The organism is Bradyrhizobium sp. CCBAU 25338, assembly GCF_028128965.1.
Taxonomy (GTDB): Bacteria; Pseudomonadota; Alphaproteobacteria; order Rhizobiales; family Xanthobacteraceae; genus Bradyrhizobium; species Bradyrhizobium liaoningense.
In genome coordinates this window covers 364,238-378,310 of sequence record NZ_LFKY01000037.1, presented here as the reverse complement: position 1 = coordinate 378,310, position 14,073 = coordinate 364,238, and the positions used below count along the sequence as shown (strand labels likewise).

The window sequence follows — 14,073 nt, the reverse complement described above, 5'->3', positions numbered from 1 at the left end:
CGTACTCATGGCGGGCCTGCTTGTATGCGTTCGTCCGCGCCAGCAAAACGATCCCCCCGAGCACCGCGAACTCAAACACACCAAGCCCAACTTCCGGGTCATCGCCACGGTGTCTGATCGGTGGGTTCTTGAGAATAGCGTTCGGCAGACAGACGAATTGATGTAGGGACGTGTGGTCTCTTTTGGAGTTAGCTACCACGCGGCACCTGCGAAACCATCAGCGCACGCATTAAGTCTCGCCATGCCTTGCGCTCGTTACGGTGAAGTGTCAGTGGCGAAGCCCCCGGAGCCAAGGTGTGGGGTTTTTCCTGCCAAGACCAGTTTGCTTGTAGTTCATAGAACGCATCGAGCACAGCAGGTTCTGCCGGTCTGATCTTGGGGCGGCGTGGCAGTTTCTGCTTAGGCTTATATCGAGGGATAGACTTCTTGCTGTAGCGCGGCGTCATTTTCCGCGCGCCTTCTTTGCTTCGCGCCCCATCTTTCGTCCTTGCTCAAGATTGCGGACGTCCCTCTCGTCCGGTGCTGCCGATGCGGCCACCATGATCAGGTGCTGCTTGAACTGCTCCCAGAGATCGCGCTGGCGGTGATTGATCCTGCCGATCTTGATTTTTGGTGGAAAGATGTCGGGATAGCGCCGCTGCAAGCGCACCCACCACATGTCGCTTCTCTCGTCATTTGGATCGAGATCGCGACGACACTGCGCATCTGGCACAAACCTGATGGACTCGGTCTCGTTCACGTTGACGGCCTCCGCTAGTTGCTTCGTAGCCTAACGTTAGCGCGATGCTGGTGCGAGCAAAGGACCGTCTACCGGGTATAAGGCGCGGGTATTACCCGGCACTCTTCTGTTGCGAAGAGGGTGCGGCTGTTGTGGTGATCAGAGGCGCGCACATGCTGTGTGCGCTAGAACAAGCGGAGAGTTTCAGTGCGCAGAAAAATAAGGGACCACAATGACGACACTGATCTCGCAGGCATTGACTTGCGAGTGGCTACGATTGAAGACCGATTGAGGAAACTGGAAGAACGGGTGGGCTGCACCCAGCGGAAGCCGCGAAACCGCTCTACGCAGGAGTCAATTGGCGGTACGCTATTTCGTGACTGACGGAAGGCCGCCTTACGAATTATGCCGTATCGGCGGCCTTCTTCTGTCGAGGCTTCCTCGGTCGGGTTTTCCCAATCCGATCGGGGTGGTCATACATTTCCCAAACTTGCTTGTTGGTACAGCCGAGTTCGTCGACGGCATCGTTTATGATTTCAGCTTCATGCTGACAATACTCGCGTGTCGAGGTCGGTGCTCGCCGGTACGCGGCCTTTAGCGCTGCTATCCGCTGTCGCACCTCTTCGATGACCATCTTCCGAAACCGCACGGAATGGCTGGGTGGACGGCCCGTAGTGCCCGACGCTTCCGCTTCGTCGGCAATGTCCAGCAAGCGCTCAAGGTCCTCAATGCGAAGAGTCACGGCCTCTTCGCCAGCCTGTCTGGCTCGTTCTAGGACATTCAGCCTGACCGAGGCAAGGAAGCCATGTTGGCCGTAACGATATCGTGGCACGCGAGGTTTCACTTCCTGGGTCACTGCTTGGCCCTCATCCGCACCACGTTGTCGCTACCTTCGACCAATCCGGCAACGTGCTGGCTCCAGCGCTCCATCGCAATCTTCACCTCTGCGGACATCAGATCGGTCTGATAGGTGCCGACGATACCACCGAACGTGCCACTGACGTGGTTCAGAGCGCGCTCGATCACTTCCGGCCTCACGCCGAGACGTTGCATTCCAGTGGCACAGCTACGCCGAAGATCGTGAAGCGTCCAATGCGGAAAGTCCTTGCCCATCGCCTTATTGAGCCTCTTCTTCATTTTCGACCAGCCACTTATCGGCGTGGAGCCGGTCGTGCTGAAGACATAGGAGAAGTTCTGTCCTCGCGGAGGTTCTACCCTCGGCACATCATCGATCATATCCCTAACCGATTGCGCGAGCGGCACGTGATGCTCCCTATGGTTCTTTGTCCGATCTGGCCCAAGGGTCCAGACGTCTGCCGGTGTCCCGGGAAAGAACCCACCGAGTTCGTGGTCCATCATGCCAGCGACCTCCCTGAGCCGTTGACCCGTCAGGAGCAAAACGCGCAGCGCGGACCGGAATGGTTCTGAAATCTGCTCGCTCGCAGTCCAGAACACCTTGATCTCAGCGTCGGTAAACGCCCGCTTGCGAGCTGGCCGGGGTTCGGGACGCCAGACGTCCAAGCAGGGATTGGTCGCAATCCTGCGTTGATGCTTGGCCCATTTGAAGAAGGCCGAGAGCGCACCATGCATCTTGCGGGCTCGCGAGTCGCTCACTCCCTTGTTGCGTTTCTTCAAACCGGGGATGCCCTTCTTGCGGGCTTCGTCGATGCAAATATGGACGGCATGGTCGTCGATGGTACTGACCGGTCTGTCGCGCCACTTGTCGGCCTGACCGCCCGGAATGATCTCCGGCTCGCCCTTGGTAGGGTCTGCACTGCTGCGGTCCCATCGCAAGCCGAGTAGGGCAGCGGTTTCGCGCCAGCGACGCGGCCAGGTTCCCCAGCGCCGAACGCGGTGATCACGGATGAACTCCGTTGCTAGCTTAGGGAACGTGTTCTCGGCGGCGTCTGCGGCTGAGGCTCGCTTTCGTTCCTTGTCCGCCTTGTATTCGCTGACGACATCGATGCCGCGAGCACGATCGCGATCGACCTTATTGGCTAACTGACGGGCGGCACGCAGCGTCAGCGGAGCACCGAGAACCGGCTCCTCGTCGTTCTCGGCCTCTGAGAAATCGACAAGACCCAATGTGAGCTTCGCGGTTCGCCCATCCGGACGACGGAAGCGCATTGCCCACGAGCAGCGGGCGGGCTCTCGCTTGTCGTCAGTACGCTTCGGTTGGATCACAAGGTGCAGGCCAGGAGCGAGGCTATCGCGGATCTCGCGACGCTTTGCTGCCGGCCGGTACTTCATCATTCCGGGTACGGTCAGGACAGGCATGGGGTAGGGGCTCCTCAGGGTAACAGCCGGGTAACGGCTTGAGCCGTTATGGGGCGTTAGGCTTAGAGGGGAACCTTACCCTAACTTGCCGAAAAGCGTAGTTATTACGTGGGCTTAATGCCGATCTGACCGTTAGGCTACGTTAGGCTAGTAGGGGTAGGCCGCCGGATTTCGATTCCGAGGGTCGGAGGTTCGAATCCTTCCGAGCGCGCCAGTCTTCCGTTGTTCTAGATATGTTCTGAAGCGGCGCTGATGCCGGATCACGGTCGCGGTGCCCGCGGCGTCAATCAGCCCGCCGGGACACCGCTTCGCCGGCCGCGTGACAGCGTGTCGGAGGGCGCCTCGTGGAATATCGCGCGGTAGGCTGCGGCAAATTCACCGAGATGGTGGAAGCCGTGGGCGCGTGCGCAGGTGGCAACGGTGACGCCGCCGCCCTTGAGGAGGCGGGATCGGGTCGCCCACAGCCTTTTCAGCCGAATGTACTGGTGCAGGCTCATGCCGCGCACCATGCTGACGGCGCCGCCGAGCGTCCGGATCGAGACGCCAAACGCGCGGGCGAGATCGGCTGTATAGATCGGCGTGGTCGGATAGGTCGCGACGTAATCGTCGATGCGCTGCACGAGCTTGATCGCTCGCTCGCCCTGGACCGAGGTGCTCCGATCCGGGATCGAATCGATCCGGAACAGATCGTCGAGAGCGAGCAGCAGGCCTTCCTGGAGATGGGCCGCAACCTCGGTGGTTTCGAACAGGCCCGGCTGCACCGACGCGGTGCGCAGGATGTCGAGCAAGAGTTGTCGCGTGTGCAGCAGGGCGGGCCGGTTCGTGACATGCGCCTGCAAATCGTCGACGTGGTCGAACCAGCCCCGGTCGCTCAGCGCGGGGGAGAAGATGATCATGGCATGATGATTGGTCCGCGGCTCGACGAAATGGCACTCATCGTTGCCGCGGAGGGCAACGAAGAAGCGGGCGTCGAGATCCATTCCCTTGAAGTTGACCTGAAGGTCGTCGGTCATGGACAGGATCACCATCCCACCCGGCATGCGATAGGCGGTATCGAGGATGCGTGCGAACGATCTCATCATGATGATGCGGCACGCCGGCAGGGAGACGACGGCACGGGCCGCCGCGAAGTTCGGGATGTCCAATGGAATGCTTCTCGCATCTTCCATCGTCTCGATCGGCCGAAACGCATCGATATCGGAAAATCCGATCAGTTGAAGCGCGGAGGACGGAGCGAGGTCGTCGAACAACATGGTTCTGGCCGGCTGCTGAAATGAGATGATCAAATGAATGTCGATGCATCGCCATCAATGGCGAAACATCGCGTTTCAGTAAACCGGATTCCGGACCGTAGTATTGCGGACATCATGCCATAAATTCCGCCGGATCACTGTCACCACCGCGTTCTCGGCGCATCGCTTCGCCGGAGGCGAGGTCGATGAAATGCTGCATGCAGGCGTGACGGGCGAAGGACGAAACTCCGTCGCTTCGTCACTATGTAGAATGACGGTATCGGCAAATTTCAACTTTGATCTAAATCAGATCCAGGCCGGGGACGGCCGCGCAAAATATGATTCCGCAAATGCGAAGGGGCCCTGACGGCCCCTTCAAACGTCACCAGCGGCGATAGCCATGATAGCCATAATAGCGCGGGCCGTAATAGCGCCGCGGCCCATAGTACCGTGGGCCGTAATATGGCCGCGGCCCATAATACCCGTAGTAGTTCGGGCGCCACCAGCACCGCCCCCAGGCGTTGCAGACCATGCGGACCTGCTCGACGCCGGAGACCTGCGGTGTCGCCGGTGCGGGCGCGATGGGCATGGCGGATGCCGCCGACGATGCCACGAGGGCGCCGAACAGGGACGTGGCGACAAGGCCAGTCTTGAGATTCATGATGTCTTCCTCCGCTTACGCGATGCAGGATATCGAAGTTGTTCGGATCAAATTGTGGCGGAGCCCAAATGTAATACTGATGAACAAACCTTCAGCGAGCTGGCCCGGCCCTGATCCCAGCTGGCCGGGGCTGCAGGGCAATGTCGTAACTTGGACCTTAGCCGTGACTTGGACCTTGATCCTGCGCAATTCGCAAGTTTGCCTTGGCTTTAGTGTCGCCGACATGGCAGCGGCGTTGTGCGTGCTGCCGGACAAGGTGAGCTGGATGCGAGTCATTCCAAATCTGTCGATCTCGCCGGAGAAGGTCTTCTTCGTCATCTCGAAGTCGCGCCGGTCCGACAGCGAAGCGGCCGGGAACGGGGTCATCCTGGAGTCCGGTGACGACGACATGAGCTTCGGCCGCGGCGGACGCGGCGAAACCACCGATCGTGCCGAGCTTGCGGGCTTCATCCGCGATCTCAATGTCGACGAGCAGATCGATCTCGTGGCGCTGACCTGGCTCGGCCGAGGCGACGGTGATCTCTCCGATTGGCGCGAACTGCGCGCTCAGGCCGCGCAGGCGCACAACCAGCGCACGGCATCCTACCTGATCGGTACGCCCATGCTCGCCGATTATCTCGAAGAGGCGATGGCGCAATTCGGCAAGTCCTTCGAGGAATTCGAAGAGCAGCTCTGATGCCGAAGCGGCATCTGCGAGTGTCAAGGAGAAGTTGTGATGGACAAGATGAGGATGGCCAAGGGCGAATGGCTGGTCGTGTGCGACGGGCGCAAGGCGCTCATTCTGGAGAACCTCGGCGACGACAAGTTTCCGAATCTCCACACCAGAGAAGTGCATGAGCAGCCCAACCCTTCGACCACCGCGCAAGGCAGCGACGCGCCGGGCCGGCTGCAACCGGCGGCCGGCGGGGCGCGCAGCTCAGTCGAGCAGACCGATTGGCACGATGAGGCCGAGCGCGCCTTCTTGCGGAGACTGGCGGGCCGACTCGATGCTGCCGTCAGCTCCGGCGAGACCAAGGCCCTGACCATGGTGGCCTCACCGCGCGCGCTCGGCATGATCCGGGCCGACTATTCAGACGCCGTGCGCAAGGCGCTTCAGGGGGAGGTCAGCAAGGATCTCGTCAAGCTGCCGGTCTACGAGATCGAGAAGCAATTGCTGGTGTCGGGTGCCGCGAAATAGCGCACCCGTACGGGGCCGCGGCGCCTCAGTAGCAGGGGTGCCGCCGGCCGTCCTGGCCGATGTAAGCGGCCGCGCTGCGGTAGCAGTAGTTGGTCGACGGACCGTCGTAGTAGGCGAAGGTGCCGGGGGTGATGCCAGGTCCGTAATTGTGCAGATAGCTGATCGGGTAGGGTAGCGGGTTGGCATAGGAGCGGTGGTGCCGGTGACGTCCGTGCGCCTCCGCAAGGCCAGGGGCCAGGATTGCAGCCGTCAGGGCCGCAACCGCAGCTACAAGCGTCAACTTGCTCATCTCGATTCTCCGGAACCCGCTCGAACAGATCAGCCATCTATAGCAATTTCGGGCGGTCAGGCATCGCTGCGGAGGCCCGAAATCATGGCCAGTCCTGCAGATTTCCGGGTGGGTGTGACAGAATTGCCGGACATGCGGTCGAAAGCTGCCCATTTTTGGCCTTTTCGGGATGCTTAACGAATTCCCCACACAAGTATGACCAAAGAGTATTTGCTTAAGAATCCTGCCGCCGTCCCCAAGGGATCACTTGCGGGTCCTTCGAGGTCGGCGCATTCCTGAAGGCCATCGCCGTTACCTTGCCATGCGCATCACGCTCCTGAGCCTGCTGTTGCTCTCCGTCGCCGCCGCTACGCCGGCGCGCGCCGAGCTGCACATCACCCGCGACCATGGTGGCTATGTCGAGGAGTACAAGGCCAAATACAAGCGCGTGCGCGAGAAAGGCGAGCGCGTCATCATCGACGGTATCTGCAATTCGGCCTGCACGCTCGTGCTCGGCATCGTGCCGATGAACAAGATTTGCGTGACGCCGCGCGCGAGCCTCGGTTTCCACCAGGCCTATTACGACAAGGCGTTCACCTTCGGCATCAAGGTCACCAGCGCCGAAGGCACCTCCGATCTCATGTCCTACTACCCCGACAAGGTGAAGGACTGGATTCGTCGCAATGGTGGGCTCACCACCGACATGAAGAAGATCAAGAACGGCGTCGAGCTCTGGAAGATCATCGATCCCTGTCCGGAAGAATGGTGATCAGCTGAGCTAGGCCGCTGTCATCCGCCGCAGCGCAGCATCGTCCGGATGAAATTCGCATTGCCGCATGGCCTCCGCTGAGGCAATGAGGGCGGCAATGAACCATAATCAAGAAAACCTGACCGCCCGCGCTGCGCCGATCCTGTTCGTGCTGCTCTGGAGCACCGGATTCATCGGCACCAAATACGTCGTCAACAATGCCGATCCCTTGACCTATCTCGCCATACGTATGGCGATCGTGGTCGGCCTGATGGCGATCATCGCAGGGATCGCGCGGCCGAAATGGCCCGACCGGATTGGCATCGCGCACAGCGCGGTCGCCGGCATTCTCGTCCATGGCTTCTATCTCGGCGGCACCGCCATCGCGATCGCGCATTCGATTCCGGCCGGCCTGTCCGCTCTGATTCCGGGACTGCAGCCGATCCTGACCTCGACCATCGCCAATCGCTGGCTCGGCGAGAAGGTGACGCCGGTGCAATGGGCCGGCCTCGTCCTCGGCCTCGGCGGCGTCGTGCTGATCCTGCACAACCGTCCCATGACCGGCGAAGCCGGGCTCGGCTGGCTTGCCTCGGTGGTCTCGCTGATCAGCATCACGCTCGGTACGCTCTATCAGCGCCGCTACTGCAACCACATCGACTGGCGAGCCGGCAATCTCGTGCAGTACGTTGCCGTCACCATTTTCTTCGCGATCGGGGCATTCCTGTTCGAAGACCGGGTGGTGCACTGGACACAGGAGTTCGTGCTCGCGCTCGCCTGGCTCGCCGTGGCGCTCTCGATCGGTTCGATCGGACTGTTGTACTGGCTGATCCGCCACGCTGCAGCAACCTCGGTCGCGAGCCTGTTCTACCTGGTGCCCGCCGTCACCGCGCTGATGGCCTATCTGCTGTTCGGGGAAAGACTAGATGCGCTGGCGATTGCCGGCATGGCGATGTGCGCGGCGGCGGTGTTCGTCGTCAACCGGCGCTTCTAAAGCGCGATGCGATCAGGATGAATCGTCATCGCGCTTTAGGTTGTTGTTTAAGCATGATCTTTTCGGAAAACCGCCGTGCACTTTTCCGGATCATGCTTTAGGCGGACAGGGCGCGGCGTCGGAATACATCCCCGCTGCGCATGGCACGTTCGCGGTCAGCTGGACCGGCGCGGCGATCGGGCAGGTCTCCAGGCGTGTGTCCACTCCCGGAGACCTGTTCTGAGCGTCGTGATCAGCGCTTCGCCTTCTTGGCTTTCTTCTTCTTCTTGACGGCTTTCTTGGCGGCTTTTTTCGCAGATTTCTTGCTGGCCTTCTTCACGGTCTTCTTGGCCGCTTTCTTCGAGGATGTCTTCGCCTTCTTCTTGGCCTTCTTCTTGGACGTCTTCTTCGGGCCTACTTTCTTCGCGACCTTCTTGGCGGCTTTCCTGACTTGCTTGACGGCGTTGACCGCCGCGTCCTTGGTCGCATCCACGGCGCTGGTGCTCGTGTCCATCGCCTGTTCGGTGATCGGCTTTTCGTCGTCCATATCGTCCCCCGCGGTTTGACAGGAGCGATGACGATAGCGGGTTTCGAAATTGTGTCAAAGCATCGCTCAACCTCTGCGGATCTTTGCGTAAGCGGCGAGCGCACGCTCGCGCCCCCTGGCATGATCGATGATCGGTTGCGGATAGGTCTTGCCGAGCGTGATGCCCGCGCTCGCAAGCTCGATCGGCGTTGCCTGCCAGGGCTGGTGGATCAGCTTGGCCGGCAGGTTCTTCAGTTCCGGCACCCAGCGCCGAACGTAGGCGCCATCCGGATCGAACTTGTCGCCCTGGAGCACGGGATTGAACACGCGGAAATAGGGCGCTGCGTCTGCACCGCAGCCGGCGACCCATTGCCAATTGGCAGGATTGCTGGCCGGGTCCGCATCGACCAGCGTGTCCCAGAACCAGGCTTCCCCCTCGCGCCAGTCGATCTGCAGGTGCTTGACCAGGAAGGAGGCGACCACCATCCGGATCCGGTTGTGCATCACCCCGGTGTGCCAGAGCTCACGCAGACCGGCATCGACGATCGGATAGCCGGTGTGCCCGCGCTGCCAGGCAGCGAGCGCCTCGTCGTCGCGCGTCCAGGGGAAGCCATCGAAGTTGGTTTGCAAGTTTGCGGTGGCGAGGTCGGGATGGTCGTGGAGGAGATGACGGCAGAATTCGCGCCAGCCGAGCTCACTCAGGAATTTTTCGATGCCCGGCCCGAGCGCCGGATCTTCGGCCGCGGCGAACCGCGCGGCGTGCCAGACCTGGCGAGGGCTGAGCTCGCCGAATCTCAAGTGCGGCGAGAGCCGCGAGGTGCCCTCCCGGTCCGGGCGGTCGCGGTCGCCGACATAGACGCGTGCGGTGTGCTTGAGGAAGTCGCGCAGGCGCTCTCGCGCAGAGGATTCGCCCGGAGTCCATGTTTCGCGCAGGCCTTTGGCCCAATCAGGCTTGCTCGGCTCCAGTCCCCAACTCTCCAGCGCGTCCCCGGCGATCTTCGGCGCCGGGCCCAATTGCCTCGGAGCCGGCAGCGGTTTTGGTGGATCACCAAGCGACAACACGCGCCGCCAGAACGGCGTGAACACGCGCAAGCCCCGACCCTCCTTGTTGCGGATCGCCGAGGGCGGGACCAGGAGGTCGCCGGGGAAGCTTTGCGAGTCCACGCCGAGCTTGGCCAGTGCTGCTTCGAGTTGTCGCTCGGCCGCCCGATGCGGCGCTTGCGCGATCCCATTCCAGCAGACACAGCGGGCGCCAATCTCGCGCGCCAATTCGGGGATGACCGTGGTCGCCGCTCCCCTGCGCAGGACGAGCGATCCGCCGCGCGCGGCGATCGCCGCACCGAGCGCCCGCAGCGATTGCGCCAGCCACCAGCGCGCCGCGCCGCCCGGCGATCGCCCGACGCTGTCGTCCAGCACGTAGAGGCAGATCACCGTCCCGCCGGTCTTCGCGGCGGCGTGGAGGGCGGGGTGGTCGGACAGACGAAGGTCATCGCGGAACCAGACGATGACCGGCTGCGGGCCTGGCATAATCGGGAGTGCATCTCGCTGAGCAGGTTCTCAATATACGAGATGCATGAGCAAAGTTTCATCAGCAGTCATCCCGAGGATGCGAACCCCGGGATGATGCTCGCCGATCAAGCCGAAATCACTTGGGCTGCGGCACGATGCGGAGGTAGGGCTTTGGCTCCTTCCAGCCCTGCGGGTAGATCGTCTTGGCCTCGTCGTTGGAGACCGAACCCGCAATGATGACATCATCGCCCTGCTTCCAGTCGGCCGGGGTCGCGACGCGATGCTTGGCGGTGAGCTGGAGCGAGTCGATGACGCGCAGGATCTCCTGGAAGTTCCGCCCTGTGGTCATCGGATAGACCAGCACCAGCTTGATCTTCTTGTCCGGCCCGATGATGAAGACGTTGCGGACGGTCTGGTTGTCGGCCGGCGTGCGGGTGAGGGGATCGCCCGAGATCGCGGCCGGCAGCATGCCGTAGAGCTTCGAGACGTTGTAATCGGTGTCGCCGATCATCGGGTAGTTGGGCGCTGCGCCCTGCGTCTCCTTGATGTCTTCCGACCATTTGGCATGGTTCTCGACCGGGTCGACCGAGAGGCCCATCAGCTTGACGCCGCGCTTGTCGAATTCCGGCTTCAGCCGGGCGAGCGCGCCGAGCTCGGTCGTACAAACCGGCGTGAAGTCCTTCGGGTGCGAGAACAGGAGCGCCCAGCTGTTGCCGATCCAGTCGTGAAACTTGATCTTCCCTTCGGTGGTCTCGGCTTCGAAGTCGGGTGCAGTGGCGCCGATCGGAAGTGTCATGATTTTACCTCATCGCATTGAATTTACTGGAAGATTCATGTCTGGTCGTTACCCGCAGTATAGGGCCCTTACAAGGCCAAGTGAACGACAACTGAACCGGCTCAAGTAAAATGTGAATTCCTTCCTTGAAGGGCCGATTTCCGGGCAACTTATTGTTACAGCGGCACCTGCGGCGAAACATCCCCATCCGGGGTCAGACGGTCTCGCTCGCCCCGATAATGCCTTTTATGACTTCCATCACGCTCGCCCGGCGCGTCCCGGAACCAAAATGGTCCTGACAGCGACCAATTGGCAACCATCTAGAAAAGTCGCGATCCCCGTATCGAATCGTTAACCACCCCTTTACGCCGGCATGAAAATGCTGGCCGGTCAGAAGAAATCTGGAAGTGAACTATGTCTGCCGCTGTGCCCAAGTCCGCTGAGAAGTCTGTTGAGTCGCCTTCCCTCGAACCGTCCTGCCGCGACACCGCGGCTCATGCACTCTCCATCGTGCGGGACGGCGTGATCACGGGCGAAGGCCCGACCACCAGGGGCCGCGTCCACTTCTCCCGCTCGCTCGATGCCGATGACACCGCCTGGTGCGTGCGCATCCTGACCGCGACCGCCGTCAACGACCAGCCGGTCAGCCGCGCTGAAGCCGAACGTCTGTTCGAGATCAACGAGGCCGCGACCGAGCGCACCGATGGCGGCCGGTTCGACGACCTGCTCGCCAAGGCGGTTGCCCATTACGCGGCGAGCGCCTCGGGCCTGAAGGTGCCGCCGCGGAGCGTGGCGCTGTCGGCCGACACCGAGATCGAGAGCTGGGCGCCGTCCTATGCCGCCAAGGTCAACAGCGAGATGCTGGAGTGGATCGCCGGCCAGATGCGCGGCAAGCGCCAGAACAACCGTCGCTTGATGGCGATGGTGGCGACCTTCGTCGGCGCCACCGCGCTGCCTCTGGCGGGCCAGTTGCCGAACGTGTTCGACATCGGGATGTAAGAAACCGGGTATGTAAGATTTTTGCGTCACGCGAGGACGCGAGGGAACGGCGGGGTCATTTCCCCGCCGTTTTTTGTTTGCCGGCATCAGGCTCGAGCCCGAGCGTGCGGCCAGGGAAGCCGGCGGCATCGAAATAGCGCTGGCTGCCGACGCGCTGGAAGTTCAGCACCGTCATCAGGCCCCCCTCGGCGGGCTTCGACTTCAGCGTGCCGACAAAAGCCCTCGGCACGATGCCGTTGGGCATGGCTTCCGACATCACGCGGCCGATCAGGCCGCCGTTCTGCGAGCCGCGCAGGCCCATCAGCCGGGCGGCCGTCATGCCGACGTCGGCATTGCTGACGGGAATCTCGTCGACATAGCCCGCCTTGAAGTCCGGACCGATCGCCGCCATGAAATTCATGGTGTCGCCGCGGCTGAAGCTGCCATGCATGCCCTGGCCCTGGCGCAGCACGGTATCGGCGACCTGCACCGAGCAGTTGGTTGGCGCCTCGCCGCAATCGCTGGCATAGGAGCGGAAGTTGACGACGATCGAAGGCGCCGGCGTCGCCGCCTTGCCGCGCAGGTTGATGCTCGACAGCGGCAGCCTGCCGGGGAAGCGGCCGAGCGAGTCCTCGACGAACAGGCCGGAGACGTAATCCTGTTCGAGCAGTGCCTTGATCGTCTTCGCCGCCAGCTTCTTGTCCTTGTTCGGCAGATAGATCAGGTCGGAGCCGCCATTGGTGGCGACGACGAGATCGGGCTTCTCCGGATCCTTGCCGAGCACGCCGTTGCCCGCCCTGGGATGCTTGTTGCCTTCGACCTTCGCGTTCTTGTCGTTGGGATCGAACAGCGGCAGGTCGAGCGCCTTCGCAAGGTCGATCGCGAGGAATCCCATCGGCAGGAAATCCTTCGGCGTGTCGTCATAGCCGACCTTGGCAGAGGGGCTGGACTTGCTCTCCTTGGAGATGGTCGAGAAGCCGTGATCTGCGGAGACGATGATGTTGGTCGAGGCCGTGAGCCCGAGTTCGTCGAGCGCCTTGCGGAGCTGGGCGAGGTTGGTGTCGGCGTTCTTGATGCCGGCCATCAAGGTCGGCCCGTTGATGCCGGGCATGATCTGGTTGAGGCTGTCGCCGGTATTGTGCTGGCTGCCGTCAGGGTCGCGCGACCAGAACACCAGTACGAACGGCTTGTTGCGTGCCTTGAACATCGGCAGCACCACCTTGGTGGCGACGTCGGCGAAATAGGCCTGCTGCGCGACGTTGGCGACCGTAGTGCCCGGCGTCTTGGCATCGCCTGCCTTGGAGTTGTCGCCGCGCGGCGGCGTGGCGAGGGGCAGGCCGGCCTTGGTCAAGGCGTCCTTCACCTCGTCGGACAATGCGACACCGTTCTTGCCGCCGGTGGAATCGTCGAACACGATCGAATGCTGGCCGGGCTTTTCAGGCTTGTCGGTGTGGTCGAACTGGTAGGTCGGACCAACCTTGCCGATCGCCGCGGTGCTCAGCCCCTTGTCGCGGGCCATCTTCAGAATGGTCTCTTCGTTGAGATAGTCGCCCTTGAAATGCTCGTCGATGTCGCCGAGCACGGCGTCGTTCTCGATGAAGGGAACCACGGTATCGCCGGCGGGTGCGGAGGTGTAGTTGGTCCAGATCGTGTTGGAGAACACGCCGGTGTCGCCGAGATAATGGCCGGTCGACATCGCCGAGCCGTTGGCCATCGTGAAGGTCGGGAAGAGCGAATGCGGGTTCTTGAAGTTGACGCCCTTGTCGCGGACTTCGGCCATCGCCGGCGCCGTTTCCGGTGTGACCTTGAGCGCCCGCAGACCGTCGGGAATGAACAGGATCAGGTTGCGGGGCGTGTTGTTCTGGGCAGAGGCAAGTCCGGTGGACAGCACTGTCAGGCCGGCGAACAGCAACACCAGTGAACGGCGCATCAATTCTCTCCCTGCGTGAGGCGGCGTGGCCGCGACCGCGGCCCCCCGGAGCTTCGTTTAGTTTCGCTGGATGACAGTTTTGTTACAAGGCCCGTTGCCGCTGCAGGGGCTGGGGAGGGGGCGCTGTCGTCACTCTCGTGTCCCGGACAAGCCGCAACGCGTAAGCGTTGCTGCGCAGAGCCGGGACCCAGGAGGCTCTGCAGCGCACCGCTGAAGAAGCGCTGCGCTGCGTCCGGGGCACGAAATGTGATGTTGGGATGCACTGTCTCAGCGCCGTCATTGCGAGTGTAGCGAGCAATCCAGA

15 protein-coding genes are annotated in these 14,073 nt (G+C 62.0%); 5 read left to right on the top strand and 10 right to left on the bottom strand.

Annotated elements, in window-relative coordinates:
• Nucleotides 1–442: 442 nt before the first annotated feature.
• The 5 genes from ACM42_RS20185 to ACM42_RS20165 all read right to left on the bottom strand — a co-directional run bounded on the left by ACM42_RS20185 (nt 443) and on the right by ACM42_RS20165 (nt 4,888).
• A complete protein-coding gene (locus tag ACM42_RS20185; protein ID WP_271529566.1) occupies nt 443–739 on the bottom strand; it encodes a hypothetical protein in 297 nt (98 codons plus the stop codon).
• Between the two features lie 382 nt (nt 740–1,121).
• Entirely contained in the window at nt 1,122–1,574 is a 453-nt protein-coding gene (locus tag ACM42_RS20180) for a hypothetical protein (protein WP_271529565.1), read from the bottom strand.
• Nucleotides 1,571–2,995, bottom strand: a complete 1,425-nt coding sequence (locus tag ACM42_RS20175; protein ID WP_271529564.1) for a tyrosine-type recombinase/integrase — start codon at nt 2,993–2,995, stop codon at nt 1,571–1,573. The genes ACM42_RS20180 and ACM42_RS20175 overlap by 4 nt, the downstream gene beginning before the upstream one ends.
• A 287-nt stretch (nt 2,996–3,282) precedes the next feature.
• Nucleotides 3,283–4,248 carry an AraC family transcriptional regulator gene (locus ACM42_RS20170; protein WP_271529563.1) on the bottom strand — a complete coding sequence of 322 codons (966 nt, stop codon included), beginning with the start codon at nt 4,246–4,248 and terminating at the stop codon, nt 3,283–3,285.
• Nucleotides 4,249–4,609: 361 nt separating this feature from the next.
• Nucleotides 4,610–4,888 carry a hypothetical protein gene (locus ACM42_RS20165; protein ID WP_271529562.1) on the bottom strand — a complete coding sequence of 93 codons (279 nt, stop codon included), beginning with the start codon at nt 4,886–4,888 and terminating at the stop codon, nt 4,610–4,612.
• A 265-nt stretch (nt 4,889–5,153) separates the two neighbouring features.
• On the opposite strand from ACM42_RS20165, the gene ACM42_RS20160 reads away from it, so the two are divergent.
• Together ACM42_RS20160 and ACM42_RS20155 are read left to right on the top strand one after the other, a co-directional pair.
• Nucleotides 5,154–5,564, top strand: a complete 411-nt coding sequence (locus ACM42_RS20160) for a DUF3775 domain-containing protein (RefSeq protein WP_271529579.1) — start codon at nt 5,154–5,156, stop codon at nt 5,562–5,564.
• 39 nt (nt 5,565–5,603) lie between these two features.
• On the top strand, nt 5,604–6,065 hold the full coding sequence (locus ACM42_RS20155; RefSeq protein ID WP_271529561.1) for a host attachment protein: 462 nt from the start codon (nt 5,604–5,606) through the stop codon (nt 6,063–6,065).
• Between the two features lie 25 nt (nt 6,066–6,090).
• On the opposite strand, the gene ACM42_RS20150 is transcribed toward ACM42_RS20155, so the two are convergent.
• A complete protein-coding gene (locus ACM42_RS20150; RefSeq protein ID WP_271529560.1) occupies nt 6,091–6,354 on the bottom strand; it encodes a hypothetical protein in 264 nt (87 codons plus the stop codon).
• 301 nt (nt 6,355–6,655) lie between these two features.
• Between ACM42_RS20150 and ACM42_RS20145 the strand changes: the two genes are divergently transcribed.
• Both ACM42_RS20145 and ACM42_RS20140 read left to right on the top strand, forming a co-directional pair.
• Entirely contained in the window at nt 6,656–7,102 is a 447-nt protein-coding gene (locus tag ACM42_RS20145) for a hypothetical protein (RefSeq protein WP_028178621.1), read from the top strand.
• 97 nt (nt 7,103–7,199) lie between these two features.
• A complete protein-coding gene (locus tag ACM42_RS20140; RefSeq protein WP_271529559.1) occupies nt 7,200–8,072 on the top strand; it encodes a DMT family transporter in 873 nt (290 codons plus the stop codon).
• A 232-nt stretch (nt 8,073–8,304) separates the two neighbouring features.
• Here ACM42_RS20140 and ACM42_RS20135 read toward each other — a convergent pair whose 3' ends face one another.
• From ACM42_RS20135 to ACM42_RS20125, 3 genes are all read right to left on the bottom strand, one after another.
• Entirely contained in the window at nt 8,305–8,598 is a 294-nt protein-coding gene (locus tag ACM42_RS20135) for a histone (RefSeq protein WP_271529558.1), read from the bottom strand.
• 66 nt (nt 8,599–8,664) lie between these two features.
• Nucleotides 8,665–10,104, bottom strand: coding sequence for a cryptochrome/photolyase family protein (locus tag ACM42_RS20130; RefSeq protein WP_271529557.1), 1,440 nt, complete (start codon nt 10,102–10,104; stop codon nt 8,665–8,667).
• Between the two features lie 118 nt (nt 10,105–10,222).
• The gene (locus ACM42_RS20125; RefSeq protein ID WP_271529556.1) at nt 10,223–10,882 is read right to left on the bottom strand and encodes a peroxiredoxin; all 660 of its coding nucleotides are present in this window, start codon (nt 10,880–10,882) and stop codon (nt 10,223–10,225) included.
• 393 nt (nt 10,883–11,275) lie between these two features.
• Between ACM42_RS20125 and ACM42_RS20120 the strand changes: the two genes are divergently transcribed.
• Nucleotides 11,276–11,860: a hypothetical protein gene (locus ACM42_RS20120; protein WP_271529555.1), complete on the top strand. Its 585-nt coding sequence runs from the start codon at nt 11,276–11,278 to the stop codon at nt 11,858–11,860.
• A 55-nt stretch (nt 11,861–11,915) separates the two neighbouring features.
• Here the strand turns inward: ACM42_RS20120 and ACM42_RS20115 are convergent, their stop codons facing one another.
• Nucleotides 11,916–13,769 (bottom strand): alkaline phosphatase family protein, encoded by a 1,854-nt coding sequence (locus tag ACM42_RS20115; RefSeq protein ID WP_271529554.1) that lies wholly within the window; start codon nt 13,767–13,769, stop codon nt 11,916–11,918.
• Between the last annotated feature and the right edge of the window lie 304 nt (nt 13,770–14,073).

Excerpts from the sequence above, each read along its gene's own strand:
- ACM42_RS20130 (WP_271529557.1), bottom strand. The coding sequence starts at position 10,104 with ATGCCAGGCCCGCAGCCGGTCATCGTCTGGTTCCGCGATGACCTTCGT.
- ACM42_RS20175 (WP_271529564.1), bottom strand. The coding sequence starts at position 2,995 with ATGCCTGTCCTGACCGTACCCGGAATGATGAAGTACCGGCCGGCAGCA.
- ACM42_RS20150 (WP_271529560.1), bottom strand. The coding sequence starts at position 6,354 with ATGAGCAAGTTGACGCTTGTAGCTGCGGTTGCGGCCCTGACGGCTGCA.
- ACM42_RS20155 (WP_271529561.1), top strand. The coding sequence starts at position 5,604 with ATGGACAAGATGAGGATGGCCAAGGGCGAATGGCTGGTCGTGTGCGAC.
- ACM42_RS20120 (WP_271529555.1), top strand. The coding sequence starts at position 11,276 with ATGTCTGCCGCTGTGCCCAAGTCCGCTGAGAAGTCTGTTGAGTCGCCT.
- ACM42_RS20140 (WP_271529559.1), top strand. The coding sequence starts at position 7,200 with ATGAACCATAATCAAGAAAACCTGACCGCCCGCGCTGCGCCGATCCTG.
- ACM42_RS20160 (WP_271529579.1), top strand. The coding sequence starts at position 5,154 with ATGCGAGTCATTCCAAATCTGTCGATCTCGCCGGAGAAGGTCTTCTTC.
- ACM42_RS20165 (WP_271529562.1), bottom strand. The coding sequence starts at position 4,888 with ATGAATCTCAAGACTGGCCTTGTCGCCACGTCCCTGTTCGGCGCCCTC.
- ACM42_RS20115 (WP_271529554.1), bottom strand. The coding sequence starts at position 13,769 with ATGCGCCGTTCACTGGTGTTGCTGTTCGCCGGCCTGACAGTGCTGTCC.
- ACM42_RS20125 (WP_271529556.1), bottom strand. The coding sequence starts at position 10,882 with ATGACACTTCCGATCGGCGCCACTGCACCCGACTTCGAAGCCGAGACC.
- ACM42_RS20145 (WP_028178621.1), top strand. The coding sequence starts at position 6,656 with ATGCGCATCACGCTCCTGAGCCTGCTGTTGCTCTCCGTCGCCGCCGCT.
- ACM42_RS20170 (WP_271529563.1), bottom strand. The coding sequence starts at position 4,248 with ATGTTGTTCGACGACCTCGCTCCGTCCTCCGCGCTTCAACTGATCGGA.
- ACM42_RS20135 (WP_271529558.1), bottom strand. The coding sequence starts at position 8,598 with ATGGACGACGAAAAGCCGATCACCGAACAGGCGATGGACACGAGCACC.